Origin of the sequence: Lysobacter yangpyeongensis, assembly GCF_042655745.1 — a bacterium.
GTDB lineage: Bacteria > Pseudomonadota > Gammaproteobacteria > Xanthomonadales > Xanthomonadaceae > Agrilutibacter > Agrilutibacter yangpyeongensis.
In genome coordinates this window covers 112,536-137,389 of record NZ_JBHSNM010000006.1, presented here as the reverse complement: position 1 = coordinate 137,389, position 24,854 = coordinate 112,536, and the positions used below count along the sequence as shown (strand labels likewise).

General features: G+C 70.7%; 21 protein-coding genes and 1 pseudogene. 11 read left to right on the top strand and 11 right to left on the bottom strand.

Annotated elements, in window-relative coordinates; translation table 11 throughout:
* Nucleotides 1–55: 55 nt before the first annotated feature.
* Nucleotides 56–946 carry a phenylalanine 4-monooxygenase gene (gene phhA, locus ACFPN1_RS14410; protein WP_386755848.1) on the bottom strand — a complete coding sequence of 297 codons (891 nt, stop codon included), beginning with the start codon at nucleotides 944–946 and terminating at the stop codon, nucleotides 56–58.
* 175 nt (nucleotides 947–1,121) lie between these two features.
* Here phhA and ACFPN1_RS14405 point away from each other — a divergent pair, with 175 nt between their 5' ends.
* Nucleotides 1,122–1,598 carry an Lrp/AsnC family transcriptional regulator gene (locus ACFPN1_RS14405; RefSeq protein ID WP_386755847.1) on the top strand — a complete coding sequence of 159 codons (477 nt, stop codon included), beginning with the start codon at nucleotides 1,122–1,124 and terminating at the stop codon, nucleotides 1,596–1,598.
* A gap of 57 nt (nucleotides 1,599–1,655) precedes the next feature.
* On the opposite strand, the gene ACFPN1_RS14400 is transcribed toward ACFPN1_RS14405, so the two are convergent.
* Together ACFPN1_RS14400 and ACFPN1_RS14395 are read right to left on the bottom strand one after the other, a co-directional pair.
* A complete protein-coding gene (locus ACFPN1_RS14400) occupies nucleotides 1,656–2,195 on the bottom strand; it encodes a porin family protein (protein ID WP_386755846.1) in 540 nt (179 codons plus the stop codon).
* Nucleotides 2,196–2,297: 102 nt separating this feature from the next.
* Nucleotides 2,298–3,071, bottom strand: coding sequence for a rhomboid family intramembrane serine protease (locus ACFPN1_RS14395; protein ID WP_386755845.1), 774 nt, complete (start codon nucleotides 3,069–3,071; stop codon nucleotides 2,298–2,300).
* A gap of 185 nt (nucleotides 3,072–3,256) precedes the next feature.
* On the opposite strand from ACFPN1_RS14395, the gene ACFPN1_RS14390 reads away from it, so the two are divergent.
* Entirely contained in the window at nucleotides 3,257–4,429 is a 1,173-nt protein-coding gene (locus tag ACFPN1_RS14390; RefSeq protein WP_386755844.1) for a class I SAM-dependent rRNA methyltransferase, read from the top strand.
* Nucleotides 4,430–4,445: 16 nt separating this feature from the next.
* On the opposite strand, the gene ACFPN1_RS14385 is transcribed toward ACFPN1_RS14390, so the two are convergent.
* Nucleotides 4,446–4,697 (bottom strand): hypothetical protein, encoded by a 252-nt coding sequence (locus ACFPN1_RS14385; protein ID WP_386755843.1) that lies wholly within the window; start codon nucleotides 4,695–4,697, stop codon nucleotides 4,446–4,448.
* 120 nt (nucleotides 4,698–4,817) lie between these two features.
* Between ACFPN1_RS14385 and ACFPN1_RS14380 the strand changes: the two genes are divergently transcribed.
* The 3 genes from ACFPN1_RS14380 to fdhD are packed head-to-tail and all read left to right on the top strand — an operon-like array spanning nucleotide 4,818 to nucleotide 8,106.
* Complete coding sequence (locus tag ACFPN1_RS14380) at nucleotides 4,818–7,085, top strand: FdhF/YdeP family oxidoreductase (RefSeq protein WP_386755842.1); 2,268 nt, start codon at nucleotides 4,818–4,820, stop codon at nucleotides 7,083–7,085.
* Entirely contained in the window at nucleotides 7,082–7,318 is a 237-nt protein-coding gene (locus ACFPN1_RS14375; RefSeq protein ID WP_386755841.1) for a helix-turn-helix domain-containing protein, read from the top strand. Before ACFPN1_RS14380 ends, ACFPN1_RS14375 begins: the two co-directional genes overlap by 4 nt.
* Nucleotides 7,315–8,106, top strand: a complete 792-nt coding sequence (fdhD, locus tag ACFPN1_RS14370) for a formate dehydrogenase accessory sulfurtransferase FdhD (RefSeq protein WP_386755840.1) — start codon at nucleotides 7,315–7,317, stop codon at nucleotides 8,104–8,106. The genes ACFPN1_RS14375 and fdhD overlap by 4 nt, the downstream gene beginning before the upstream one ends.
* Before the next feature lie 6 nt (nucleotides 8,107–8,112).
* Here fdhD and ACFPN1_RS14365 read toward each other — a convergent pair whose 3' ends face one another.
* Nucleotides 8,113–8,463: a GFA family protein gene (locus tag ACFPN1_RS14365; protein ID WP_386755839.1), complete on the bottom strand. Its 351-nt coding sequence runs from the start codon at nucleotides 8,461–8,463 to the stop codon at nucleotides 8,113–8,115.
* A gap of 88 nt (nucleotides 8,464–8,551) precedes the next feature.
* Between ACFPN1_RS14365 and ACFPN1_RS14360 the strand changes: the two genes are divergently transcribed.
* Nucleotides 8,552–9,901 carry a DNA recombination protein RmuC gene (locus ACFPN1_RS14360; protein ID WP_386755838.1) on the top strand — a complete coding sequence of 450 codons (1,350 nt, stop codon included), beginning with the start codon at nucleotides 8,552–8,554 and terminating at the stop codon, nucleotides 9,899–9,901.
* Between the two features lie 347 nt (nucleotides 9,902–10,248).
* Here ACFPN1_RS14360 and ACFPN1_RS14355 read toward each other — a convergent pair whose 3' ends face one another.
* The 6 genes from ACFPN1_RS14355 to ACFPN1_RS14330 form a co-directional block, all read right to left on the bottom strand.
* A complete protein-coding gene (locus ACFPN1_RS14355) occupies nucleotides 10,249–11,442 on the bottom strand; it encodes an MlaA family lipoprotein (RefSeq protein WP_386755837.1) in 1,194 nt (397 codons plus the stop codon).
* Nucleotides 11,443–11,505: 63 nt separating this feature from the next.
* Complete coding sequence (locus ACFPN1_RS14350) at nucleotides 11,506–11,784, bottom strand: STAS domain-containing protein (protein WP_386755836.1); 279 nt, start codon at nucleotides 11,782–11,784, stop codon at nucleotides 11,506–11,508.
* 55 nt (nucleotides 11,785–11,839) lie between these two features.
* On the bottom strand, nucleotides 11,840–12,514 hold the full coding sequence (locus ACFPN1_RS14345) for an MlaC/ttg2D family ABC transporter substrate-binding protein (protein ID WP_386755835.1): 675 nt from the start codon (nucleotides 12,512–12,514) through the stop codon (nucleotides 11,840–11,842).
* Nucleotides 12,511–13,044 (bottom strand): outer membrane lipid asymmetry maintenance protein MlaD, encoded by a 534-nt coding sequence (gene mlaD, locus ACFPN1_RS14340; protein ID WP_386755834.1) that lies wholly within the window; start codon nucleotides 13,042–13,044, stop codon nucleotides 12,511–12,513. The genes ACFPN1_RS14345 and mlaD overlap by 4 nt, the downstream gene beginning before the upstream one ends.
* An 87-nt stretch (nucleotides 13,045–13,131) precedes the next feature.
* Nucleotides 13,132–13,881 (bottom strand): MlaE family lipid ABC transporter permease subunit, encoded by a 750-nt coding sequence (locus ACFPN1_RS14335; RefSeq protein ID WP_386755833.1) that lies wholly within the window; start codon nucleotides 13,879–13,881, stop codon nucleotides 13,132–13,134.
* A complete protein-coding gene (locus tag ACFPN1_RS14330; RefSeq protein WP_386755832.1) occupies nucleotides 13,881–14,678 on the bottom strand; it encodes an ABC transporter ATP-binding protein in 798 nt (265 codons plus the stop codon). Before ACFPN1_RS14330 ends, ACFPN1_RS14335 begins: the two co-directional genes overlap by 1 nt.
* Before the next feature lie 461 nt (nucleotides 14,679–15,139).
* Here ACFPN1_RS14330 and recC point away from each other — a divergent pair, with 461 nt between their 5' ends.
* From recC to ACFPN1_RS14305, 5 genes and pseudogenes are all read left to right on the top strand, one after another.
* Nucleotides 15,140–18,595 carry an exodeoxyribonuclease V subunit gamma gene (recC, locus tag ACFPN1_RS14325; RefSeq protein ID WP_386755831.1) on the top strand — a complete coding sequence of 1,152 codons (3,456 nt, stop codon included), beginning with the start codon at nucleotides 15,140–15,142 and terminating at the stop codon, nucleotides 18,593–18,595.
* A pseudogene (locus tag ACFPN1_RS14320) lies at nucleotides 18,592–19,947 on the top strand (UvrD-helicase domain-containing protein); the annotation flags it as partial. The gene recC and the pseudogene ACFPN1_RS14320, both read left to right, overlap by 4 nt.
* A gap of 726 nt (nucleotides 19,948–20,673) precedes the next feature.
* Nucleotides 20,674–22,272, top strand: coding sequence for a 3'-5' exonuclease (locus tag ACFPN1_RS14315; RefSeq protein ID WP_386755867.1), 1,599 nt, complete (start codon nucleotides 20,674–20,676; stop codon nucleotides 22,270–22,272).
* Complete coding sequence (gene recD, locus ACFPN1_RS14310; RefSeq protein ID WP_386755830.1) at nucleotides 22,269–24,134, top strand: exodeoxyribonuclease V subunit alpha; 1,866 nt, start codon at nucleotides 22,269–22,271, stop codon at nucleotides 24,132–24,134. Before ACFPN1_RS14315 ends, recD begins: the two co-directional genes overlap by 4 nt.
* Nucleotides 24,135–24,247: 113 nt before the next feature.
* Entirely contained in the window at nucleotides 24,248–24,709 is a 462-nt protein-coding gene (locus tag ACFPN1_RS14305) for a hypothetical protein (RefSeq protein WP_386755829.1), read from the top strand.
* Nucleotides 24,710–24,854 lie beyond the last annotated feature (145 nt).

The following is a 24,854-nucleotide window of genomic DNA, read 5'->3' as shown; positions in this document are numbered from 1 at the left end:
GCGTGTCGCGGTGGCGTCGACTCACACCACGCGGCCGGGCGCGTGGTGCGTGCGCTTACACGTCGCCGTCGTTCAACCAGCCTTCGCCGGTGCCGCGGTTATAGACCGTGTCGGTGTCGAGCACGGTGCCGGCCGGGATCGACTCCTGCTGCGCGAGCTTCGCGTAGATCGGGGTGAAGTCAGGCGTCGTCGCTTCCATCAGCTGCTCGTAGCTGTCGATGACGAAGTAGGTCTTCTGGTAGGTGTCGATGCGGTAGCGCGTGCGCATGATCCGCTCGAGGTCGAAGCCGATGCGGTTGGGCGCGGCGCTTTCCAGGCAATGGATGCTTTCGCCTTTCGAGGACACGATGCCGCTGCCGTAGATGCGCAGCCCGTCGTCCTGCTTGATCAGCCCGAATTCCACCGTGTACCAGTACAGGCGGGTGAGATTCACCAGCGCGTCGGGCCCGATGCCGTGCGCCTTGACGCCGCCGCGGCCATAGGCGGCCATGTAGTCGGCGAAGACCGGGTTCATCAGCAGCGGCACGTGGCCGAACAGGTCGTGGAACAGGTCGGGCTCGGAGAGGTAATCGAGCTGCTCGGGCTTGCGGATCCACCAGGTCACCGGGAAGCGGCGGTTGGCGAGGTGGTCGAAGAAGGTGAGTTCGGGCAGCAGGCCTTCGACGCCGACCAGTTCCCAGCCGGTGGCCTTGCGCAATACGGCGTTGAGGTCGTCGAACTTCGGGATGCGGTCGGGCGTCATGCCCATCGCGCGCTGCTGGCGCAGGAATTCGTCCGACGCGCGCCCCACCAGGATCTGCTGCTGGCGTGCGAACAGCGTCGCCCAGACCTCGTGGTCGGTGGCGCTGTAGCTGGCCCAGGGCTGCTCGACCACGGCGGTGGTGTAGACCGGGACGTAGCCCTTGTCGGTGAGCTGGTGTTCGACGCGCTTGGGAGTGGTGTTCACGGCGTGGGAGCGCCCCATGGGCGCGATTGACGTTTGGAGAAGGCGGTCGCGCCCGAGGGGCACTCTTACGGAAAATAGCGGGGTCGGCGCGCAATGGGCTTGCGTTGTTGCGCGCCTACGGCCGGCAGACGCATGATTCTTGCGCGAATAACGCAATTCTTGCAGGAAGCCGCCCATGACCGCCGTCGAACTCGACCGCATCGACCTGCTGCTGCTGGCCGAACTCCAGCGCAACGGCCGCCAGACCAATGCCGAGCTGGCCGAGCGCGTGCACCTGTCCGCCTCGGCCTGCCTGCGCCGGATGCAGCGGCTGGAGCGCGAGGGGGTGATCCGCGGCTACCGCGCCGAGGTCGATCCCGAGCGCCTGGGCCTGGGCCTGCAAGCCTTCGTGCGCGTACAGCTGCGCCAGCACGATGCCGCCTCGATCGACGCCTTCGCCGGCTTCGTCAACCAGTGGGACGAAGTCGTCGCCTGCCACGCCCTCACCGGCGACATGGACTACCTGCTGCAGGTCGCGGTGCGCGACCTCGACCACTTCTCGCGCTTCCTGCTCGACCGCCTGCTCAACCAGGCCGGCGTGGCGGACGTGAATTCGAGCTTCGTGCTGCGCACGGTGAAGGCCTTCCGCGGGCTGCCGCTGCCGCGCGGGTGAGGCAAAAGAAAACGGCCGCACAGGGCGGCCGTTTTCCGGAAGCGATACCGCGGACGATCAGAAGCGGAATTCGCCGCCGAGGGTCAGCGTCTGCACGTTGACGTCTTCGCCGAAGGCATCGGCGCGGACGTAGCCGTAGTTCAGGCTCAGGCCGAAGGCGTCGGAGAAGTCGTAGCCCACGCCCACGCCGACGTACGGCTTGGTCGAGCTGTCGTCGGCGCTGCCCAGGCCGGTGACCGAGACTTCGGTCTTGGTGCGGACCACGCCGGCGCGGCCGTCGACGTAGAAGCCGCTGTTGTTGGCGCCGAAGTTCTTCTTGGCGACCACGCCCAGACCGTAGCCGGTGATCTTGCCGGAGACGCCGTCTTCCTCGTCTTCGCCGAAGTTGCTGTAGAAGCCTTCCACGCCGATGTTGGCATTGAAGAAGTAGCCGCCGCGCACCGAGTAGGCCGTGTCGTCGCCGTCGGCGTTGTCGATCTCGATGTTGGCGTTGCCGACTTCGGCACGCACGAAACCGTGGGCGCCATCGGCGGCCAGGGCGGTGCCCGACAGGGAAGCCAGTGCGAGCGCGGAGGAAAGGATCAGGGTCTTCTTCATTCGTATCTGTCCGTAAAAAAGTGTGGATGCCCGTTCCCGGGCGGCCGACACGGTGCCGGCTCGTGTCCCGTTTGTCAAATTTGCGTTAAAACGCCAACCCGGTCACTCGCCGGGGCGGCGGAACGGCAGCACCACGCCGCGTTCGTCGGCCGGCGCCGGCCGCTGCCACAGCACCGGGACCTCGGCCGGGGGCGCGGGCTCGAGCTCGGCATCGCGGCCCTGCGCGGCTGCGAGTTCCTCTTCCAGCTCCCAGCTGTACTTGCGCCGCGGCGGCAGCGGATCGCTGCGCCGGAACAGCCAGGCCGCGACCACGCCGGCCGCCGCGCCGCCCAGGTGCGCCTGCCAGGAAACGCCGGCCTCGCGCGGCAGCACGGTGAGCAGCATCCCGCCGTAGAGGAAGAAGGCGATCATCGCCGCCGCCACCGAGGGCCGGTCGCGACGCAGCAGGCCGAGGGTCAAGACCAGGAACATCAGCCCGTGGGTCAGGCCGCTCGCGCCGAGGTGGTGCGAGCCGGCGTCGCCCAGCCACCAGGCGCCCAGGCCGGAACCCAGCCACAGCAGCGGCAGCGCCCGCAGCGTCGCCCGCGGGTACACCGCGCCGGCGAGCGTGCCCAGCAGCAGCAGTGAGATCGCATTTGCCGCGAAATGCTCCGGCGAGCCGTGCAGCAGCGGTGCGGTGAGCACGCCGGCCAGGCCGGTCCAGGCGTGGGGTTGCACGCTCCAGGCGGCGACGTCGAAGGCCGGTTGGGCGATGAACACCGCGCCCAGCGCCAGCACGAAGGCGAAGCTCAGGTTGAAGGCGCGCAGCAGCCGGCGCCGGTCGTGCGCGCGCTGGCCCGGCGAGTCGGCGGGGAATTCGGGGTTGGGCAGGTGCATGGGGCTGGTGTGGCGGCTGCCGCGCGGCGATGCAAGGGCGGCGGATCGGGATGATTTGTCCCGCGGCATGGGGAAGAGCGCCCCTCATCCGGCGCTGCGCGCCACCTACTCCCCGCGGATGCGGGGAGTAGGGAACACCGGCCCCACCGCCGCGGCAGCAGAAGCCGCGCGCGTAAAATGCCGGGATGAACGCTCCCGAAAACCCGCTCGTCCGCCTCAAGAACGCCTGGAACTCCACCCATCCCTGGATCTTCCAGCGCCTCGTCGACAAGCCCGCGCAGCGGCCGAAGTCCGGCCAGATCGTCGATGTGGTTGGAGTCGACGGGGCGTGGATCGGGCGCGGCTTCTACAACGGCCACTCGCGCATCGCCCTGCGCATGCTCGAGCGCGATCCCGACGTCGCCGTCGACGCCGCGTGGTTCGCGCGCAAGATCGGCGAGGCGGTGCAGCTGCGCCGCGACATCCTCCGCCTCGACGAGACCAGCAACGCCTGGCGCGTGGTGCACAGCGAGGGCGACGGCATCAGCGGCCTGGTCGTCGACCGTTACGACGACCTGCTCGTCGTGGAGTTCTTCAGCGCCGGCGCCTTCCGCTACCGCGAATGGATCTACGACGCGCTGCGCCGGCATTTTCCCGGTTGCCGCTTCCACACCTCGGCCGACGAGCACGTACAGAAGCAGGAGTCGTTCGACTTCCGCGGCTCCGAACCCGCGCAACCGGCGGTGATCACCGAGTACGGGGTGAAGTTCCGCGCCGATCCTGCCGGCGCGCACAAGACCGGCTTCTTCGCCGACCAGCGCGAGAACCGCCAGTGGCTGAGCCAGCAGGCGCAGGGCAAGCGCGTGCTCGACCTGTGCTGCAACACCGGCGGCTTCGCGGTGTATGCGGCGGTGCGCGGTGCGAGCGAGGTGACCGGCATCGACATCGACGAGGCGGTGATCGAGATCGCCAAGGGCAACGCGAAGTTGAACAACGTGCGGCCGCGCTTCGTGCAGGCCGACATCTTCCCGTGGCTGCGCGACGCCGGCCAGCGCGGTGACCTGTACGACATGGTCATCCTCGATCCGGCGAAGATGACGCGCGATCGCGAGCAGGTGATCAGCGCGCTGAAGAAGTACCTCGACATGAACAAGCTCGCGCTCGGCGTGGTGAAGCCGGGCGGTCTGTTCGCGACGTTCTCCTGCACCGGACTGGTGAGCGAGGAGCAGTTCCTCGACATGCTGCGCCGCGCCGCGTTCTACGCCGGCCGCACCGTGCAGGTGCTGAAGGTCGCCGGCGCCGGCGCCGACCATCCGTTCCTCGCCCAGGTGCCGGAGTCGCGCTACCTCAAGGCGGTGTTCTGCCGGGTGCTGGATTGACGCCGGCCGCCGCGCGTCAGTGCTCGCGCGACTCGTACTTGTCGCGCACGTAGCGGCGGATGTAGGCGCCCAGGCCCTGCCCGGCCATCGCCAGCGATTTCATCTTGCCCACGTGGTGCCGCCCCGGATGGGTGTGGCCGTAGCGGTAGATCGCGCCGTCGCTGAAGCGCACGACGATGCCGTCGTCGAGCAGGGCGTAGGCGGCGACGCCGGAGCTGCCGCTGCGGTTGCGGTACGGCGTCATGCGGAGTTCGTGGAGTGCAGGCATCGGCGAAGCATCCGCGAGCCCGCGTGCGAGCCGCATGAACGTCGCGCGCGATGAACGCGTGCCAGACGCGGTCGCGTACGGCGGCGCTAGAATCCGGGTGAATCGTTCACGCGCCCGCCGATGTCCCAGCGCAAACCCATCGACGTCTACCTCAAGCCTGCCGGCGGCTGGGACGCGCTGAAGAGTTCCTGGCACGCGCTGCGCGAACAGCAGGTTGTGATGAAGGGCGCAGGCACCCTGCTGCGCACCAACCAGCCCAGCGGCTTCGATTGCCCCGGCTGTGCCTGGCCCGACCGCAACGCGCATTCGACCTTCGAGTTCTGCGAGAACGGCGTGAAGGCCGTCGCCAACGAGGCCACCGGCAAGCGCGTCACCCGCGACTTCTTCGCCGCGCACACGGTGGCCGAACTGCTCGCCTGGGACGACCACGCGCTGGAAGCGCAGGGCCGGCTCACCGAGCCGATGCGCTACGACGCGGCCCGCGACCGCTACGTACCGATCGCGTGGGACGCGGCCTTCGCCACCATCGCGAACGCGCTGAATGCGCTGGCTTCGCCCGACGAGGCGATCTTCTACACCTCCGGCCGCACCTCGAACGAGGCCGCGTTCCTGTACCAGCTGTTCGTGCGCGAGTTCGGCACCAACAACCTCCCCGACTGCTCGAACATGTGCCACGAGCCCTCGGGCGTGGCGCTGACCGAGCAACTCGGCAGCGGCAAGGGTTCGGTGCTGCTGGACGACTTCGAGCACGCGCAGGCGATCTTCATCTTCGGCCAGAACCCCGGCACCAATCATCCGCGCATGCTCGGCGAACTGCGCGAGGCGGCGAAGCGCGGCTGCCGCATCGTGGCGTTCAATCCGCTGCGCGAACGCGGGCTGGAACGCTTCGCCGATCCGAAGTCGCCGCTGGACATGCGCCCGGGCGGCGCGGGCGCGCGCATCGCCTCGGCGTATTTCCAGCCGCGCATCGGCGGCGATCTTGCGGTGGCGATGGCGATGGCGAAGGTGGTGGTCGAGCGCGACGCGATCGATCACGAGTTCATCGCAGCGCACACGCGGGGCTATGACCTGTTCGCGGACAGCCTGCGCGCGCTGGAGTGGCCGGACCTCGAACGCGAATCGGGCCTGACCCACAACGAGCTCGAGCAGGCCGCGCAGCTCTACATCGACAGCGCGGCGACGATCGTCTGCTGGGGCATGGGCATCACCCAGCACCACCGCAGCGTCGCCACGATCCAGATGCTGGCCAACCTGCTGCTGTTGCGCGGCAATGTCGGCAAGCCCGGTGCGGGACCGTGCCCGGTGCGCGGCCATTCCAACGTGCAGGGCGACCGCACGATGGGGATCTACGAGAAGCCGTCGGACGCGTTCCTCGACAGGCTCGGCGTGGAATTCGATTTTGCGCCGCCGCGCGCGCACGGCTTCGACACGCTCGATGCGATCGCGGCGATGCGCGACGGCCGCGGCCAGGTGTTCTTCGCCCTCGGCGGCAATTTCGCCACCGCCACACCCGACACCGCGCTCACCCAGGCGGCGCTGCGCAACTGCGCGCTCACCGTGCACGTGAGCACCAAGCTCAACCGCTCGCACCTGGTGCACGGCCGCGACGCGCTGATCCTGCCGTGCCTGGGCCGCACCGAGATCGACCTGCAGGCCGGCGGGCCGCAGGCGGTGACGGTGGAGGATTCGATGAGCATGGTGCACCTGTCGGCGGGCATGAATCCGCCGGCGTCGGAACAGCTGCTGTCGGAACCGGCGATCGTCGCGCGCCTGGCCGCGGCGACGCTGCCGCGCAGCCGCACGCCGTGGCTGGAACTGGTCGCCGACTACGACCGCATCCGCGAACGCATCGCGCGCGTGATCGACGGCTTCGAGGACTTCAACGCCCGCGTGCGCACCGCCGGCGGCTTCCACCTGCACCATCCCAACCGCGAGCGCGCGTTTCCCACGCACGACGGCCGCGCGCATTTCCTGACCCATCCGCTGCTGGGCGCGACGGCGTGGGACCAGGACCTGCTCACCCTGATGACGGTGCGCTCGCACGACCAGTACAACACCACGGTGTACGGCCTCGACGACCGCTACCGCGGCGTGCACGGCCTGCGCCGGGTGTGCTTCATCTCGCGCGCGGATCTGCAGCGGTTTGGTTTCGCCGACGGCGAGCAGGTCGATCTCGTCTCGGTGTGGCGCGACGGCGCCGGCGTGCAGGAGCGCGAGGCGCGCGGCTTCCGCCTGGTCGAGTACGACATTCCCGCCGGTTGCCTCGCCGCGTATTTCCCCGAGACCAACCCGCTGGTGCCGCTGGACAGCTACGCCGAACGCGCGCGCACGCCGGCGTCGAAATCGATCCCGGTGCGCCTGCGCCGCTCCGCCGTGGCGCCCGCGTGAACGACGAGACGGCCCTCGCCCTGTTGCGTCTGCTGTCGCAGGAAGACGGACAGTCGCTCCACCGCGTCGCCAGGCGCCTGCAGCTCAGCCTGAGCGAACTGCAGCGCCTGCTCACCGCGCTCGGCGCGGATCCCCGTTTCGACGGCCTCGATCTGGTCGAGCAACGCTCACACGCCGAGCGCATCACGCTGTGGCTCACCGACAAAGGCCGACGCCTGTGCGCGACGCCATGAGTGACGCGCTCGCGACGGTGCACGCGCTGCGCGTGCAGGCGGTGTCGCGCGTGGCGCACGAGGACGCGGTCGTGGTCGAAGCGCCGGTCGCGCTGCTGTGCAACGGCGATCCGTTCGCGGTGATGATGGCCACGCCCTGCGACCTGGAGGACTTCGCGCTCGGTTTCGCACTGAGCGAGGGCGTGGTCGCGGCGGCGGACGAATTCCGCCTCGTCGACATCGTGCACAGCGACTCCGGCATCGCCCTGCACGCGGCAATTCCGCAGGTGCGGCACGACGCCTTGCGCCGGCGCACGCTCGAAGGCCGCAGCGGCTGTGGCCTGTGCGGCGTGGAATCCCTGCAGGACGCCCTGCGGCCGGTGCCGCGCGTGGCCGAACCCGCGCCGGTGTCGCTGACCCGGATCCAGGCGGCGCTCGCGGCACTGGCCGCGCAGCAACCGTTGAACGCCCGCAGCGGCGGCGTGCACGCGGCCGGCTTCGCGCACGCGGACGGCCTGCTGGTGCGCGAGGATGTCGGCCGCCACAACGCGCTGGACAAGCTGATCGGGGCGATGCGACACGCGGACATCGATCCCGCGCACGGTTTCCTGGTCATCACCTCGCGCGCCTCGTACGAAATCGTGCACAAGGCGGCGATGGCGGGCATCGGCATCGTGATCGCGATTTCCGCGCCCACCGACCTCGCCATCCGCACCGCGCAGGCCGCCGGCATCACCCTGGCCGCCTTCGCGCGCGGCGAGGCGCTGAACCTGTACGCGTTTCCCGAGCGGCTGCTGCTCCCGGAGTGAGGGCGGCTACTTCGAGCGGCCGTCGTAGTGGTGCACCGGCACCGTGTCGAGCTCGATGTCGGTCAGGCAGCGCAGGTTGATCGCGGCGATCGCGTTGCCCTTGGGATCGGTGCCTTCGCCGAAGGGATGGATGCCGCAGGTCGGGCAGAACCGGTGGCGGATCACGTGGCGGTTGAAGGTGTAGGTCGCCAGCGCATCCTCGCCTGCGGTGACCCGCAACTGCGCGCGCGGCACGAACCACAGCAGCGAGCCCTTGCGCTGGCACATCGAGCAGTTGCAGCTCAGGCCGCTGTCGATGTCGCCGTCCACTTCGAAGGCCACCCGACCGCAATGGCAGCTGCCCTGGTGTGTGGTCATGCGGATCTCCTGTTCGGTCGGGAAAACGAGCATACCCGCGGCGCCGGCCGGTCTCATGTGCCGAGACCGCTGCCGCTACACTGGCGGCATGTCGGAATCCCTGCTCCTGATGCTGGTTCTCGCTGCCGTGGCGATGGCGATCGTGTTGCTCGTGCTGTTGCTGCTGCGGCGCCCGGACAGCGCGCTGCAGCAGGCCCTGCGCGAGGAACAGCGCGAAGGCCGCAGCGAGCTGCGCGAGCAGCTGGACAGCTTTGCCACCCAGCAGGAACTGCGCATCAACGGTTTCGCCAATCGCCTGAACGAAGCCGCGGGCCGCACCGACCAGCGCCTGGAAGACCTGCGCGAGGCGCTGACCGAAGACGCGCGCAAGGCGCGCCAGGAAACCGCGGCGGCGCTGAAGGACTTCGCCGCGGCGCTCGACGCGCGCGTCGGCGAGCTGACCCGCAACAACGAGCAGCGCATCGGCGAGATGCGCGCGACGCTCGAGCACAAGCTGCGCGAACTGCAGCAGGACAACGCCGCCAAGCTCGAGCAGATGCGCGCGACCGTGGACGAGAAGCTGCACGCCACGCTGGAGACGCGTCTGAGCGAAAGCTTCGGCAACGTCACCGCGATGCTGGCGCAGGTGCACCAGGGCCTGGGCGACATGAACAAGCTCGCCGCCGACGTCGGCGGCCTGCAGCGCGTGCTGGGCAACGTGAAGTCGCGCGGCGTGTTCGGCGAGGTGCAGCTGGCGAACCTGCTGGAACAGGTCTTCGCGCCGGACCAGTACGCGGCGAACGTGGCCACGCTGCCGAACAGCAATGACCGCGTCGAGTTTGCGGTGCGCTTTCCCGGTTCCAGTGGCGAGGCGCCGGTGTGGCTGCCGATCGATGCCAAGTTCCCGCGCGAGGACTACGAGCGTCTGCTCGACGCGCAGGAGCGCGGCGATGTCGCCGCCGCGCACGCCGCCGGCGATGCGCTGGAGCGGCGCGTGCGCGACGAAGCGGCGCGCATCCGCAAGAAGTACGTCGGACCGCCGCATACCACCGAGTTCGCGATCCTGTTCTTGCCGACCGAAGGCCTGTACGCCGAAACCCTGCGCCGCCCGGGCCTGGTCGAGGCGTTGCAGCGCGACCAGCGCATCGCGGTGGCGGGCCCGACCACGCTGCTGGCGCTGATGACCAGCTTCCAGATGGGTTTCCGCACGTTGGCGATCCAGGAGCGTTCCAGCGAGGTGTGGCGCACGCTGGGTGCGGTGAAGACCGAGTTCGGCAGGTTCGGTGCGGTGCTCGATTCGGTGCAGAAGAAGCTGCAGGAAGCGAGCAACAAGATCGAGGAAACCGGCAAGCGCACGCGCGTGCTCACGCGCAAGCTGCGCGAGGTGGAAGCCTTGCCGCTGGAAGACAGCCAGCGCCTGCTGGGCGCGGAATTCGAGGCGGCGGACGAAGAGTCCTGACGCCGGGGTTGCCGTGAGCGCCCGAGGGATCAGTTCTTCGCCGCAACGGCAAAACCAGAATCAAGAGCGCCGCTCACCCGCGTTGGCGCCCTCTCCCCATCGCGTTGCGATGGAGAGAGGGAACGCTGCGTGTTGGCAAGAGAAGGAAAGTTCTGGACTGCTGGTTCACGACGAACTGCAGCGAACCCGTTTCCTGTCGCGGAAAGCCGTGCCGCAACAAGAGTCCCGAAGGTTCCTTCTCCCCGCGTGCGGGGAGAGGTCGCAACGGGGGCAAGTCCCGTTGAGGGAAGGCAGATGAGGGGAGGCGGGGCGCAGCGCGCCTGCTTCAGCCGCGCAACGCCGTCGCGTCAGCCGCCGCCGGGCACGATCACCGGCATCGCGTCCACCGGCACGGTGGAATCGTCGTCTTCTTCGCGCAGATAGTCGGGCAGGTCGCGGCCGTCGTTCTTCGCGCGGTCGCCGAAGATCTGGTAGTCGCGGCGCTGCGACCAGGCGTCGCGCACCAGCGTGTAGTCGTCTTCGGCGCCTTCGCGCAGCGAATCGGTCGACAGCAGCTGCGCGCGCATGTCCACCAGCTGCAGGCCCTGCAGCGGGATACGGATCTTGTCCGCTTCGACCTGGCGCAGCGGACTCAAGGGCGCGTCGCCGCCCATGCCGAACACGTCGCGCACGGTGCGCGGGCCGAAGAACGGCAGTTCGAAGTAGCGCGAGCGCTTCCAGCCCCAGACGCCCAGCGTCTGGCCGAAGTCCTCGCTCTTGTTCGGGATGTTGGCGCGCGAAGCCGGATCGAACAGGCCGGCGATGCCCACGGTCGAATTGAGCAGGAAACGGCCGAGCGACTGGCCGGCCTGCTTCGGCTTGCCCTGCAGCAGGCTGTTGACCATGGTCAGCGGCTGGCTGAGGTTGTTGAAGAAATTGCTCACGCCCAGGCGCACCGGGCGCGGTACGACCTTGACGTAGCCGCGCGCCAGCGGCCGCGCGATGCGCCGGTCCACCGCGTTGTTGAAGCGGTGCATGCGGCGGTTGTACTTCTCCCACGGATCGAAGGTGCCCGGCATCACCGCGGCCGCGGGCAGGTCGGGATCGGCGTACGTGCCGTAGATGTCGGCGAAGGCCTGTTCGGCGTCCTGCTGTTCGCTGTCGACCGGCGCGGTGGAGGCCGCGGTCTCGCCCGGTGCCGGTTCCATGGTCAGCGGCGCTGCCGGCGTGGTCTCCGGCGTTGCGGCCGGGCCTTCCGCCAGCGGTGCTTCGACCGTGGACGCCTCGGCCGGCGTCGCTGCCGCGGTTCCGTCGACGGGAGGCGTGGCGGCCTCCGTCGGCGTGGTCGTCTCGGGTGGCGCGGGCTGCGTCGGCACGGATTCCGCGGACGTCGCCGGGTCTGCCGGAGTTTCCGGGGTCGCTGCCTGCGCGGCCGCGCCGACTTCAGCGACGGGGCCGGCGACGACGATGTCCGCGTCCTGCGGTGCGGGCGCCGTCTGTGCGAAGACCGAGGCAGGGGCCAGCAGCGTGGCCAGGGCCAGGTGGAGTCCGTTCGAACGCATGGGGGAGTGCAGTCCAGAGGAGGGCGGCAGCGCAAACGCTACCGCAAACGGGGCGGCCGGGGCTCAGGCCGCGAAGGAAAGATCGTCCTGCAGGCGATACGCGGTGCGCAGCTCGTCCAGGCCAGCAGGACGGCCGTGCACGTGCACGCCGCCGGCCAGCGCGGCCAGTTCGGCGAGCAGGGCGAGGCCGGCGCTGTCCACGCGGGTCACCGCGGTGAGGTCGAAGTGGCGCGTGCCGGCGATCGCCGGCTGCAGCTGCGGCCACAACGTGGCGACGGCGGCGCGGTCGAGCGTGCCGGCGAAGATCAGGCGGTCGTCCTGGCGGGTGCAGGTGGCGGTCATGGTGAAGCCCGGAGTGGAGACGGAAGGGCGACCTGGCGGCCGCCCTTCGTCATCGTCAGTTGCTGCTGGCGTCGGCCTGCAGCTTGCCCGCCTTGAGATCGGCGGCGACCTGCGCGATCGACTTGCGGTTGAGCGGACCGTCGAACTGCGCGCGGAAGGTCTGCACGAAGCTCACCCCTTCCACCATCACGTCGAACACCTTCCAGCCGGTACCGGTGTTGCGCATCAGGTAGTCGACCGGGATCGGTTCGCCGCCCTGGCGAAGGAACTCGCTCGACACGCGCACGCCGCGGCCGTTGGGCAGCGCGGTTTCCGACTTCACCCGCACCTTGAGTCTGGTGTTGAAGTCGAGCAGCGAGGAGCCGTAGCGCGACATCAGGCTGTCGGCCAGCGCATCGGCGAACAGCTTGACGTCGACATCCGACGCGCCGCGGCCGTGGGTGCCCAGCACCAGGCGCGCGGCGTAGTCGCGATCGAACATCGCGTTGAATTCGCTCGACACGAACTGGCGGAGCGCGGCGCGGTTCCTGGTGAACTCGGCGCGGCGCGATTCCAGCGTCGCGAGGATGCGCGTGCTGTTGTCGAGCACCATCCGGCTCGGCGTGCCGGCCTGGGTGGCGGTGGCCTGCGCGGCGCCCTGCGCGAAGACGAGCGTCGGCGTTGCGGCGACGAACGCGGCGGCGAGGGCGAGGGACAGCAGGCGGGGGGTGAACAGGTTCTTCTTCGTCATTTGCTGGGCTCTTCCGTGGGGGCGGGAGATTCGGTGTGGGTGCTGGAATCGCTCTCCGCGGCATTGCCCGCAGGCTTGCCGCCGCCGGAGAACATGTACTTGCCGACCAGCTGGATCAGGTCGACCGCGGGCTGGGTCATGAAGATCTCGTCGCCCGGTTTCAATGGCTCCGGATCGCCGCCGGGGCTGAGGCCGATGTAGCTCTCGCCCAGCAGGCCGTTGGTGAAGATGCCCGCGGAGGTGTCGCCGGGCAGGTCCTTGTACTTGCTGTCGATGGCCAGGGTGACGACGGAGTCGTATTTAACCGGGTCGACCTGAATATCGGCCACCTTGCCCACGGCGACACCGGCGATCTTCACCGGCGCGTTCGGGCGCAGCGCGCCGATCGCGGTGAAGCGCGCCTTCAGCGTGTAGCTGTCGTGGCCGAAGCCCCAGTTGCGGTTGGTCGAGGCCAGCGCCAGCACCAGCAGCGAGCCCAGGGCCAGCAGCAGGAAGGCACCGACGGCGAATTCGATTCTTGGACCACGCATAAATCACCTGTGTAGGGCGGGTCTCGACCCGCCGCTTTTCTTGGACCACCCGAACACCCGGATGGCGGGTCAAGACCCGCCCTACGGTTACCGGAACAGCAACGCCGACATCACGAAGTTGAACATCAGCACCAGCAGCGACGCGTTCACCACCGCCTGCGTCGTCGCCACCGAGGTGCCCTCGATGGTCGGCTCGGCGTGGAAGCCCACGTGCGCGGCGACCAGCGCGGCGGTCGCGCCGAACACGCCGGACTTCACGAAGGCCATCAGGAAGTCGTCGTTGAAGTCGACGCTGTCCTTGAGCACCTGCCAGAAGAAGCCCTGGTCGATGCCGATCACGTGCACCGCTTCGAAATAACCGGCGCTGATCGCCAGGCTGCAGAAGAACGCGGTCAGCAGCGGCATCGAGATCACCGCGGCCCAGAAGCGCGGCGCCACCGCCTTGCCGATCGGATCGATCGCCATCAGCCCGAGCGCGGTGATCTGGTCGGTCGCGCGCATCAACCCGAGTTCGGCGGCGATCGAGGAGCCGGCGCGGCCGATGAACAGCAGTGCGGTGAGCACCGGGCCGAGTTCGCGGTACATGCCCAGGCCGAGCATCGCGCTGACCTGGTTGGCCGCGCCGTAGGTGTCCAGCGCGCGGTAGCCCAGCAGGGTCACCGACAGGCCGACGAAGGCGCCGCCGACGGTCACGATCGGCAGCGTGCGCGCGCCGATCTTGTAGATCTCGCGCACCAGTTCGCGGAGGAAGTCGGCGGTCGGCTTCGACGCGCGCAGCACCGACAGCGTGAACAGCCCGGCGCGGCCGATGGCGCGGGTGGCGGCAACGAACGGCATTACGCGGCCTCCGGGGCGGCGCTGTTGAAGGCGGCGCTCTCGAACGGAATCGGGCCATCCGGCTCGCCGTTGAGGAACTGGCGGATCAGCGGATCGCTGCTCGCTTCCAGTTCCTTCGGCGTGCCCGAGAACACGATGCCGCCATTGGCGATCACCACCGCGTGGTCGGCGATCGGCAGCGTCTCGTGCACGTGGTGGGTGACGATGATGCTGGTGAGGCCGAGCGAATCGTTGAGGCGCTTGACCAGGTCCATCACCACGCCCGAGGCGATCGGATCCAGGCCGGTGAGCGGTTCGTCGTAGATCATCAGCGGCGGATCCAGCGCGAGCGCGCGCGCCAGGGCGACGCGCCGCGCCATGCCGCCGGACAGTTCGCGCGGATACGCATCGGCGGCGGCGCGCAGGCCGACCGCGTGCAGCTTCATCAGCACCAGCCGGCTGATCACCGCCGGCGGCAGTTTGGTATGCATGCGCAGCGGCAGCGCGACGTTCTCGGCCGCGGTCAGGTCGGTGAGCAGGCCATTGCCCTGCAGCAGCACGCCGATGCCCTTGCGCAGCTCCAGCAACGCGCGCTGCGAGCGTGGCACCTGCTGGCCCAGTACTTCCACGCGCCCGGCGGCGGGATACAGCTCGCCGGTGAGCGCCGACAGCAGCGTCGACTTGCCGCTGCCCGAGGGACCGAGCACCGCGACGATGCTGCCGCGCGGCACGGTGAGGTCGATGTCGCGCAGCACCGTGCGGCCGCCGCGGTCGAGGCGGAGGTGGTCGATGCGGACGATGGGCGAGGGGTCGGTCATGCCGAAGCTTGGTCGTGCCAGATGAGGGCGAAGCGCGTGCGGGGCAAAACGCGCGCAAGGATGGGGGTGCGCGGCTGAACGGGAGGTGGCGGCGGGCATTGTCGCAGAGGCGGGGTGCGGGGCGGGCTGCCGGAAGTCATCCGGAAGTCATCCGCATCTGTTCCTCTCCCGTCGCGCGCGATGTCCTTCCCCATCACTGGCGATGGGGAGAGGGTGCCCGAAGGGCGGGTGAGCGGCGGCGAGCGTAGCGAGCTGCTTTTGCTTTTGACTTTCGCACGGGGTTGCAGCCAAAAACCAGAGCAGCTCGCTGCGCTCGCTCCCTCTCATCAGCCCTTCGGGCAGCTTCTCCCCGCAGGCGGGGAGAAGCGGAAAGCAGATCCCGGAGCGGAAAGCCACGCAGCGCGCTTCGCGCACATCCCGATCTCGCCCCTTGCGATCCGCATCCGGCAAGATGCACGCCGATGCCCGCGACGCCCGACTTCCGCCTCTACCACTCCAATGCGCTCGACGTGCTGGCGGAATTGCTGGCGGCGGAAGTCGCGAAGGTGCCCGCCGATGGCGACTGGCTGCGTCCCGACGTGGTGCTGGTGCCGCAGTTCTCGATGCGGCGCTGGCTGCAGCAGGTGCTGGCCGAACGCCTGGGCATCTGCGCCAACCTGCAGTTCCTCACGCCGGGCGAATTCGTCGATCTCGCGCTCGATCGCTGTCTGGGCCCGGCGCCCGATGCCGACCGTCTCGCCCCCGAAGCGCTGCGCTGGCTTCTGTTGCGCGAACTGCGCACGGCGCCGCCAGCGGCGCTGGCGGGCTTCCTCGCCGGCGGTGCGGACGCCGACCCGTTGAAGGGCTGGTCGCTCGCCAACGCTTTGGCCGAAACCTACGAGAAATACCAGGCCTGGCGCCGCGACTGGCTGCTGGACTGGGAACGCAGCAGTCAGCGCCGCGAGGGCGCGATCGACTGGCAGGCCACGCTGTGGCAACGCATCGCCCGCGGCCGCGCGCACCGCGCGCGCCGCATCGACGACTTCCTGCGTCGCGCCGATCCGCCGCCCGGATTGCCGCCGCGGTTGTTCGTGTTCGCCTGCCAGAACGTCTCGCCCGACGTGCTGCAGGTGATCGCGCGCCAGTCCCGCGTCGGCACCCAGCATTTCTACCTGCACACGCCGGCGCGCGCGTTCTGGGGCGACCTGTCGCGCTGGCCGGACTACACGCCGGCCGACGACGATGCCTTCCTGCGCAGCGTCGGCGCGGACGGCGACGGCGCACCCAATCGCCTGCTCGCCGCATGGGGCCAGGCCGGGCGCGATTTCGTCGCCGGGCTGGTGAGCGGCGAATCGGTGCCGACCAGCTTCCATCTCGAACCGCACGTCGAGCCGCGCGAGGACACGCTGCTGGGCCGCCTGCAGCGCGGCGTGCTCGACAACCTCGACGTGCGCGAGCTGCCGGCGAGCGCGCACTGGCCGCGCGCGGCGGTGGATCGCGCCGATTCCAGCCTGCAGTTCCACGCCTGTCACACCCGCCTGCGCGAAGTGCAGGTGCTGCACGACCAGCTGCGCGCGCTGCTCGAAGCCGAGGCACCGGAAGGCGGCGCGCGCCTGCAGCCGCGCGAGATCGCCGTGCTCGCGCCCGACATCGACGCCTACGCGCCGCACATCGAGGCGGTGTTCGGCGGCGCGCTGGGCAGCGCGCGCGAGATTCCCTACACCATCGCCGATACCAGCCCGCTGGCGAGCGCGCCGCTGGCCGCGGCGTTCCTGCGCCTGCTCGAGCTGCCGCTGCGCGCGCTCGGCGTCACCGACGTACTCGACCTGCTCGCCGTGCCCGCGATCGCGCGTCGTTTCGACATCGACGACAACGAGCGCGGCGCGCTGGCCGAGTGGCTCGATGCGGCCGGCGCGCGCTGGGGCCTGGACGCGGCCGATCGCGCCCGCCACGGTGCGAACGACGACGGCGCCTACACCTTCGAATTCGCGCTGGACCGCCTGCTGCTGGGCTACGCGACCGGCGACGACAGCGCCATCGCCGCGGGCGACGCGCTCGTCGCGCCGTGGCCGGAACTGGAAGGCCAGGCCACGCGCGCGCTCGACGGCCTGCTGCGCCTGCTCGACGTGCTGCGCCGCGCCGGTGCGCGCCTGGCCGACGCGAAACCGCCGGCCGCATGGGCGAGCGATCTCGACGGCCTGCTCGAAGCGCTGTTCGCGCGCCTGGACGAGGATGATGCGATCGCGCTGAAGGCGCTGCACCAGGCGGTCGCCAGCTTCGCGCGCGGCGCGGCACTCGCCGGCTTCGAGGCGCCGGTCGAGCACGCGCTGGTCCTCGACCACTTCCGTCGCGCGTTGAGTGAAACCGACGCGCGCGCGCCGTTCCTGTCCGGCGGCGTCTGCTTCGGCCGCATGGTGCCGATGCGGCTGATCCCTTTCCAGGTCGTGTGCCTGCTGGGCATGGACGAAGCCGCGTTCCCGGCGCGCGACGCGCGCGACAGCGTCAACCTGCTCGCGCGCCAGCTCGGCACGCGCGAGCGCCGCGTCGGCGACCCCTCGCGGCGCGATGCCGACCGTTACCTGTTCCTGCAGCTGTTCGCGTCCGCCGGCCGCGTGCTGTACCTGAGCTGGTGCGGCATGGACCCGCGCGACAACTCGCGGCGCGAGCCCTCCGCGGTGGTCGCCGAACTGCTCGATGCCGCGGTGGACGCGCACACGGCGCGCGACGAGAAGGCGCGTGCGGACCTGCGTGAAGCGCTGGTGGTGCGCCACGCCTTGCAGCCGTTCTCGCCGGCCGCGTTCGGTGCCGCGCACGTGGGCGAAACCGGCGACGCGGCGGGGCGGGGCGATCCGCGCCGTTTCAGCTTCGACGCGCGCTGGCGCGACGCCGCCGATACGCCGATCGCCGCGCGCGCGGAACCGGTGTTCGCGCCGCCGGCGCTGTGGCTGCCGCCGCCCGATCGCGACGAGCCGGTGGTGCTGCTCGATCGCGTGCGCAGCGTGCTCAACCGGCCGCACGTCGCCTACCTGTGCGATGGCCTGGGCCTGCGCCTGCCGGAAGAGGAGGACAGCGCCGACGAGCACGAGCCGCTCGGTCGTCCGGATGCGCTGCGCCACTACCAGTTGCGCGAGGCGACCTTCGCGGCCTGGCTGCGCGAACGGCGTCGGCCCGATGCGCGGCAGTTGCAACGCGAACTGCTGGCGCGCGCGCAACTCGCGCCGGGCAGCGACGGCGCCGCGATCGTCGCCGACCTGCTCGACGAACTCGCGCCATTCGCCGTGGCCGCGCTGGAGGGCGGCTTCGGCACCGACGCGCAACGCGCGCCACTGGACCAGCCGCTCGCCACGCAACGGCTGCGCGCAACACTCGACGGCGTGCATGCGCAGCCGTCGCGTCTGCTGCGCGTGGTGCTGCGCGCGAAGGGTCGCCACGGCGGCCACGCCCTGCGACACGGGCTCGACTGGCTCGCCGCGTCGTTGCTGCAGCTGCCGGTGTTCGAGCTGTACAGGGACAAGGAAGATGCGCCGCCGCTGCTGCGCTCGCGCGCGCTAGTCGAACCGGAACAGGCGCGCGCCGTGCTGACAGCGCTGGTCGCGCTGCACGAACGCGCGCTGGCCGAACCGCTGCCGTTCCTGCCCAAGAGCGGTTACGCGTACTACACCGCCGAACAGAACGGCAGGAATGCGCTGACGGCGGCCGAAGCGCTCTGGTCGGGCAAGAGTTTCAATCCGCGCGAGCGGGCGCGGCCCGAGCGCAGCATCGCCACGCAGCTGGCCCTGCGCGGCCGCGATCCGTTTACCGATGGCGATGCGCTCAATCGCATCCGCTTCGGCCGCATCGCGCGGGCCGTGTTCGCTGCCGTCGAGCAGGCGCGGCCGTTCGCGGTGGACGAGGTGCTGGCGGTGGACGACGCGGCCGCCGCGGAGGCACTCGCATGAGCGTCGCCGTCCTCGCCACGCCGCTCGATCAGCTCGGCCTGATCGAGGCCAGCGCCGGCACCGGCAAGACCTACACGCTGGCCGGCCTGTTCGCGCGCGCGGTGATCGTCGAGCGGCGCGCGGTGCCGGCCATCCTCGCCGTCACCTTCACCCTCCGCGCCACCCAGGAACTGCACGAACGCGTGCGCGATCGCCTGCTGCGTGCGGCGGAACTGGCCGCGCGCTGGCGCGACGGCGATCCAGTCGAACACGCCAGCGACGATGCCGGCACCGCGCTGCTGCGCCGGCTGCTCTTCGACGCGCTCGAAGGCGGACGCGAAAGCCTGCCCGCGCTGCGCCGCCGCCTCGACCGCGCCGCGCGCGAAATGGACCAGGCGGCGATCACCACCATCCACGGCTTCTGCCAGCGCGTGCTGGCCGAACACGCGCTCGACACCGGCCAGGTGCTGCGCCCCGCCGAAGTGGTGACGAGCGCGCGCGAGATGCACGAGGCGATCGCGGTGGAGTTGTGGCGCGAGTGGAATGCGGCAGCCGAGGCCGATCGCGCCGATGACAGCGCGTGGCTGCGCGCGTGTTATGGCGGGCCGTCCGGCCTGGCCGATGCGCTGCCCGCGCTGCTGGCCCCGGAGCCGCTGCTGCCGCTGCCGCCGACACGAAACATTCCCGACCCGCGGCCGGCGCTGGATGCCGCGTGGCAGGCGTTCCGTCGCAGCTTCGCGCAACACGGCGACACCGCACACGCGCTGTTCGTGCGCGCGCTGCAGGGCAAGGTGCTCAGCGGGGTGAAGTACAAGCCCGAGCACCTCGACTCGCTGTGGGCGTGGCTGCGCACGGCGGTGACCAACGACACGACGCCGACGCAGTGGCACGAACGCCTGGACCGCTACACCCGCGCCGCGCTCGCCGACGGCTGCAACAAGGGCCAGCAACCGCCGGATTCGCCGCTGTGCGATGCCATCGCCGCACTGCTCGACGCGCGCGCGGCCCTGGCGCCCTGGCGCGAAGCCCACGGCCTGCGCTGCCTGCACGCCCTGCGCGCCCAGGCCCGCGAACGCGCCCGCGCGCGCAAGCAGGCCTTCCAGCAGCGCGACTTCGACGACCTGATCGACGCGATGCTCGCCGCGGTCACCGATCCCGAGCACGGCCCGCGCCTGTGCGCCGCGGTGCGCGCGCAGTTCCCGCTCGCGCTGATCGACGAGTTCCAGGACACCGACGCGCGCCAGTGGACCATCTTCGAACGCCTGTTCGGCGAACACGCGCGGCAGGCGGAGCGCGAGGCGGATGCGAACGGCCTGCTGCTGGTGGGCGATCCCAAGCAGGCGATCTACCGCTTCCGCGGCGGCGACGTGCACACCTACCAGCACGCCGGCGCGCTCGCGACGGCGGCGCCGCCGCTGGCGGAGAACTTCCGCTCGCGCCCGTGCGTGATCACGACGGTCAACGCGCTGTTCACCCAGGCCTACGCCGCAGCGGCGCAGGCGGGTGAAGCGCAACCGCTCGGCGCCGGCATCGCCTTCGTCGCCACCGCGCCCGGCGGCAACGTCGCCGACGACGCGCTGCTGATCGACGGCGCGCCCGCACCGGCGCTGGTGTTCAACGAACTGCAGGCGACCGGCAGCGGCAAGGACTGGACCAGGGACGAGTCCATCACCCAGCTCGCGCGCGGCTGCGCGCAGACGATCCGCGACCTGCTGGCGCGCGCCCAGGACGCGTGTGTGCTGCGTCGCGACGGCGACAGAAGGCGCCGCGTCGAAGCCCGCGATTGCGCGGTGCTGGTGCGCGCCCATGCCGAAGCCGTCGCCGTGCGCCACGCGCTCGCGCAGCTGGGCGTACCCGCGGTCGCGACCGGCCGGCAGAGCGTGTTCGAGACCGAACAGGCGCACGAACTGCTGAGCCTGCTGCTGGCGCTGGTCTCGCCCTTCGACGAACGTCGGCTGCGTGCGGCGCTGGCGACGCGGCTGTTCGGTTTCGACGCCGCGCAACTGCACGCGCTGGCCGATGACGGCGACACGCTGCAGCGCTGGCAGCACGACTTCGCCGCCTGGCGTTTGCGCTGGGAGCAGCACGGCCCGCAGGCGATGCTCGCCGACGTGCTGGCGCACCAGGCCGCGCGCCTGCTCGCGCAGGTCGACGGCGAGCGCCAGCTCACCTGTTTCCTGCAACTGGGCGAACTGCTGCAGGAAGCGCGCGCCAACGCGACCCAGCCGCGCGGGCTCGGCCCGCAGGGCCAGATCGACTGGCTGCGCGCGGCGATCGCCAACGCCGACAGGGACGACTACGAGCAGACGCCGCGGCTGGAATCCGACGCCGGCCGCGTGCAGATCCTCACCCTGCACGCGAGCAAGGGCCTGGAATTTCCGCTGGTGTTCCTGCCGTTCGTCGCGCTCGGACGCAAGCGCAACGATCCGGACATGGCCGTGTACCAGTGGCGCGGCGAACGCGTGCGCCAGGTCGAAACCGCGGCGCGCCACGGCGACGAACCGGACTGGGTCGAAGCCTGCCGCCTGCACTTCGAGGACGAACGCAGCGAGGACATGCGCCTGCTCTACGTCGGCCTGACCCGCGCGCGCGACGCGCTGTGGGTGTGGGGCGGTGCGGTAACGAATCACGCGGAGTCCGCGCTGGAGCGTCTGCTCGGCGGCCCGCGGCCTTCGGAGGAACTCAGGCAGGCGCTGGGCGAGCGCCTGCGGGTCATGGACGCACAAACGCCGGATGCCGCCGACACGACGCGCCTGCCGCCGTCACCGCAACCCGCCACGCCGCCGGCGCGCGAAGCGACGCGCAAGCTGCGCCGCGACTGGTGGATCCACAGCTTCAGCCAGCTGCACCGGCAGAAGCCGCACGGCGCGCACGCGGTGCAGGACGAGGCGCCCGCGACCGACGAACGCCCGCTCGCCGCGATGCCGCCGGCGGTGTTCGAGAGCGTCGATCCGCGCTTCCGCGGCGAGCGCTTCGGCAACGCCGTGCACCACGCGCTGGAGCACGCCGATTTCGCCCGCTGGCGCGATCACGCCGGCGACACGCCGCCCGCGATGCAGCGCGAGGTGCTGGTCGCCGCGCTGCAGAGCCAGGATTACGCGCCCGACCACCTCGAGGACGGCGTGCGCGCGCTGACGCCGCTGGTCGCGGCCACGCTCAACACCCCGCTGCCGGAAGGCGGACGCCTGTGCGAGCTGCCGCCGGCGGCGCGCGTGCCGGAAATCGAATTCCACTTCACCCTCGCCGATGCCGACAGCGCCGCGTTCCTGCAACTGCTGCACGCGCACGGCATCGCCCGCGATCGCCGCGACTTCGGCGTGTGGCCGCGCCTGTCGGGCCTGATGAACGGCAAGATCGACCTCACCTACGTCAATGCCGGCCGCGTGCACGTGCTCGACTACAAGTCGAACCTGCTTCCCGCCTACGACGAGGCCACGCTGGCCGAAGCGATGCGCGCCAGCGAATACGACCTGCAGGCGCTGCTCTACGTCGTCGCCCTGCACCGCTGGCTGCGCGTGCGCTGCGGCGCCGAGTACGACTACGCGCGCGATTTCGGCGGCGTGCGTTACCTGTTCTGCCGCGGGCTGGAGCGGGCGGCCGACGAAGACGGCGGCATGCGCGGACTGATCGCGCCGCGGTTCGACGCGACACTGGTCGCCGCCGTCGACGTGCTGCTGGGCGGCGGAGGTCGCGCATGAAGCCACGCGCCGACCAGCAACTGCGGCTGCACGCGGAGGCCAGCGGCCGGGTCGTCGACCGCGCGCTGGCGCAGACGCTGTGGCGGCTGGATCCGGCGACTGCGGACGCGGTGGTGAAGGGGGCCGAGCTCGCTTCGCTCGCGGTCGGGCTCGGCCACGCCGCGCTCGATCTGCAGCGTCCGCAACTGCTGGTCGACAGCTTCGACGAACTCCCGCAACCCACGCCGTGGCGCGAGGCCCTGCGCGCCTCGCGCTGGGTCGCCACGCCGGAAGCACACGAAGCCGCGCCGGGCGCCGCGCCGCTGGTGCTGGAAGGCGACCTGCTCTACCTGCGTCGCTACCGCGAATACGAACGCCGCCTCGCCGCCGGCCTGCGACGCCTCGCCGCACAGCCGCCTGCCGCGCAGGATCTCACCGCACACGATCTCGCCGCACTGGCGCCGTTGTTCGCCGCGCTGTTCCCGCAGGCGCACGAGGGCGATGCGCAGGCGCGCGCCGCCGCGCTCGCGCTCACGCGCTCGCTGCTGCTGATCACCGGCGGTCCCGGCACCGGCAAGACCACGACCATCGCGCGCCTGCTCCTGCTGCTGATCGCGCAGGCGGTGCATGCGGGCCGCGAGGCACCGCGCATCGCCCTGGCCGCGCCCACCGGCCGCGCCGCCGATCGCATGGCCGCCGCGCTGCAACGCGCGCTGCTGCAGTTGCGCGGGCAGGCCGGCATCGACGCCGCGTTGCTGGACGCGGTGCCGCACGAGGCGCGCACGCTGCATCGCCTGCTCGGCACCATCCCCGGCAGCCCGCGTTTCCGCCACGACGCGATGCAGCCGCTGGCGCACGAGGTGATCGTGGTCGACGAGGCCTCGATGGTCGACCTGCCGCTGATGTGCAAGCTGGTCGAAGCCGTGCGCGACGGCGCCCGCCTGATCCTGCTGGGCGATGCCGACCAGCTGCCCTCGGTGGAAGCGGGCGACGTGCTGGCGGCCATCGTCGACGCCAGCGGGGCGGGCGATGCGTTGCCGGACGATGCCGCGCCGCTGCTGGCACCGCTGCTCGGCGCGGCGCCCGCGGAAGGACACGCGGCGACCACCGCAGCACCGCTGCACGGCCACCGCATCCATCTGCGGCGCGGGTATCGCCAGTCGCAATCGCTCGACCTCGCGCCGCTGGCCGATGCCGCGCGCCGTGGCGACGCGGCGCAGGCGCTCGCGTTGCTGCAGGACGGCGCCTTGTCCGGCGTGCAGTACCACGCCGACCGCTTCGACCTGCTGGCTGCTGCCACCCGCGAGGCGCTGCTGGCGCCGTGGCGCGAACTCGCCGCGCAAGCCAATCCGGCGGCGGCGCTGGCCCTCGCCGATCGCGCCCGCGTGCTCACCGCGCTGCGCGAGGGCCCGCAGGGCGCGATACAGCTCAACGCGCGCATCGAGGAAGCGCTCGCCGGCGCGCAACGCGAGGCCTACTTCCACGGCCGCCTGCTGCTGGTGACCGAGAACAGCTACCGCCACGGCCTGTTCAACGGCGACATCGGCGTGTGCCTGCGCGACGCCGGCGGCGCGATCGTCGCCTGGTTCGCCGCCGCCGACGGCGGGGTGCGCGGCTTCCATCCGGCCGCGCTGCCCGCGCACGGCGGCGCCTTCGCGATGACCGTGCACAAGGCGCAGGGCTCCGAATACGACACCGTCTGGCTGCAGCTGCCGAAGCAGGACGCGCGCACGCTCTCGCGCGAGCTCGTCTACACGGCCTTGACGCGCGCGCGCCACGCCGTGCACGTCTGCGCCAGCGACATGATCGTGCGTGCGGCGCTGTCGCGGCATGCGCAGCGCGTGTCCGGACTGGCATGGCGCCTGCGGCAGTCCGCTCGCTGAGATTTTTTTGTCGCGCATTCAGCGATTCTTGATCCGCGCTGGACACGCACCTGTCTAGCGTGCGGGACATCGGCGTCGCCCGACGTCGACATTCCGGATGCAGGAGATCAGCGATGAGCGACATCAAGAAAGACCACAGCGTCGGTGCAGGCACGGGTGCAATCGGCGGTGCGGTCGCCGGTGCGGCGATCGGTTCGGCGGCAGGCCCCGCCGGCAGTGCGGTCGGCGCGGTAGTCGGTGGCGTGGTGGGCGCGAAGGCGGGCGACTCGATCGCCGAAGCCGTCAATCCCACCGAGTACACGGACCACTTCCAGCGCGCGTACACCGCCGCGCCGTACTACATCGGCGGCAGCGAGTGGCGCGACTACGAGCCCGCGTACAAGTACGGCTACGACACCTACGGCCAGTACCGCGGCCGCCGCTTCGAGGACATCGAACCGGACCTGGAGCGCAACTGGAACACCTCGCGCGCCAACTCGCGCCTGGAGTGGAACGACGCGCGCCAGGCCGTGCGCGACGGCTGGCACTACATCGAGCGCGCGCTGCCGGGCGATGCGGATGGGGATGCGCGGTAAGTGAGGCGTGCTGGCCATTGGCGCGTGTCGGATGGACGAGTGGGTTTGCGTGCCGACACAGGCCGCAAGGACGCATCCGTTCGAGTGACGTCGATCCGCGGTGGGCTGAGCCCACCCTGCGCACCATGGCACGGCGGAGGCTGGG

What these genes read in the sequence shown, in the direction of transcription:
- ACFPN1_RS14405 (WP_386755847.1), top strand. Translation starts at nt 1,122, where the DNA reads ATGACCGCCGTCGAACTCGACCGCATCGACCTGCTGCTGCTGGCCGAA.
- ACFPN1_RS14400 (WP_386755846.1), bottom strand. Translation starts at nt 2,195, where the DNA reads ATGAAGAAGACCCTGATCCTTTCCTCCGCGCTCGCACTGGCTTCCCTG.
- ACFPN1_RS14395 (WP_386755845.1), bottom strand. Translation starts at nt 3,071, where the DNA reads ATGCACCTGCCCAACCCCGAATTCCCCGCCGACTCGCCGGGCCAGCGC.
- ACFPN1_RS14390 (WP_386755844.1), top strand. Translation starts at nt 3,257, where the DNA reads ATGAACGCTCCCGAAAACCCGCTCGTCCGCCTCAAGAACGCCTGGAAC.
- ACFPN1_RS14385 (WP_386755843.1), bottom strand. Translation starts at nt 4,697, where the DNA reads ATGCCTGCACTCCACGAACTCCGCATGACGCCGTACCGCAACCGCAGC.
- ACFPN1_RS14380 (WP_386755842.1), top strand. Translation starts at nt 4,818, where the DNA reads ATGTCCCAGCGCAAACCCATCGACGTCTACCTCAAGCCTGCCGGCGGC.
- fdhD (WP_386755840.1), top strand. Translation starts at nt 7,315, where the DNA reads ATGAGTGACGCGCTCGCGACGGTGCACGCGCTGCGCGTGCAGGCGGTG.
- ACFPN1_RS14365 (WP_386755839.1), bottom strand. Translation starts at nt 8,463, where the DNA reads ATGACCACACACCAGGGCAGCTGCCATTGCGGTCGGGTGGCCTTCGAA.
- ACFPN1_RS14360 (WP_386755838.1), top strand. Translation starts at nt 8,552, where the DNA reads ATGTCGGAATCCCTGCTCCTGATGCTGGTTCTCGCTGCCGTGGCGATG.
- ACFPN1_RS14355 (WP_386755837.1), bottom strand. Translation starts at nt 11,442, where the DNA reads ATGCGTTCGAACGGACTCCACCTGGCCCTGGCCACGCTGCTGGCCCCT.
- ACFPN1_RS14350 (WP_386755836.1), bottom strand. Translation starts at nt 11,784, where the DNA reads ATGACCGCCACCTGCACCCGCCAGGACGACCGCCTGATCTTCGCCGGC.
- ACFPN1_RS14345 (WP_386755835.1), bottom strand. Translation starts at nt 12,514, where the DNA reads ATGACGAAGAAGAACCTGTTCACCCCCCGCCTGCTGTCCCTCGCCCTC.
- mlaD (WP_386755834.1), bottom strand. Translation starts at nt 13,044, where the DNA reads ATGCGTGGTCCAAGAATCGAATTCGCCGTCGGTGCCTTCCTGCTGCTG.
- ACFPN1_RS14335 (WP_386755833.1), bottom strand. Translation starts at nt 13,881, where the DNA reads ATGCCGTTCGTTGCCGCCACCCGCGCCATCGGCCGCGCCGGGCTGTTC.
- ACFPN1_RS14330 (WP_386755832.1), bottom strand. Translation starts at nt 14,678, where the DNA reads ATGACCGACCCCTCGCCCATCGTCCGCATCGACCACCTCCGCCTCGAC.
- recC (WP_386755831.1), top strand. Translation starts at nt 15,140, where the DNA reads ATGCCCGCGACGCCCGACTTCCGCCTCTACCACTCCAATGCGCTCGAC.
- ACFPN1_RS14315 (WP_386755867.1), top strand. Translation starts at nt 20,674, where the DNA reads ATGCTCGCCGACGTGCTGGCGCACCAGGCCGCGCGCCTGCTCGCGCAG.
- recD (WP_386755830.1), top strand. Translation starts at nt 22,269, where the DNA reads ATGAAGCCACGCGCCGACCAGCAACTGCGGCTGCACGCGGAGGCCAGC.
- ACFPN1_RS14305 (WP_386755829.1), top strand. Translation starts at nt 24,248, where the DNA reads ATGAGCGACATCAAGAAAGACCACAGCGTCGGTGCAGGCACGGGTGCA.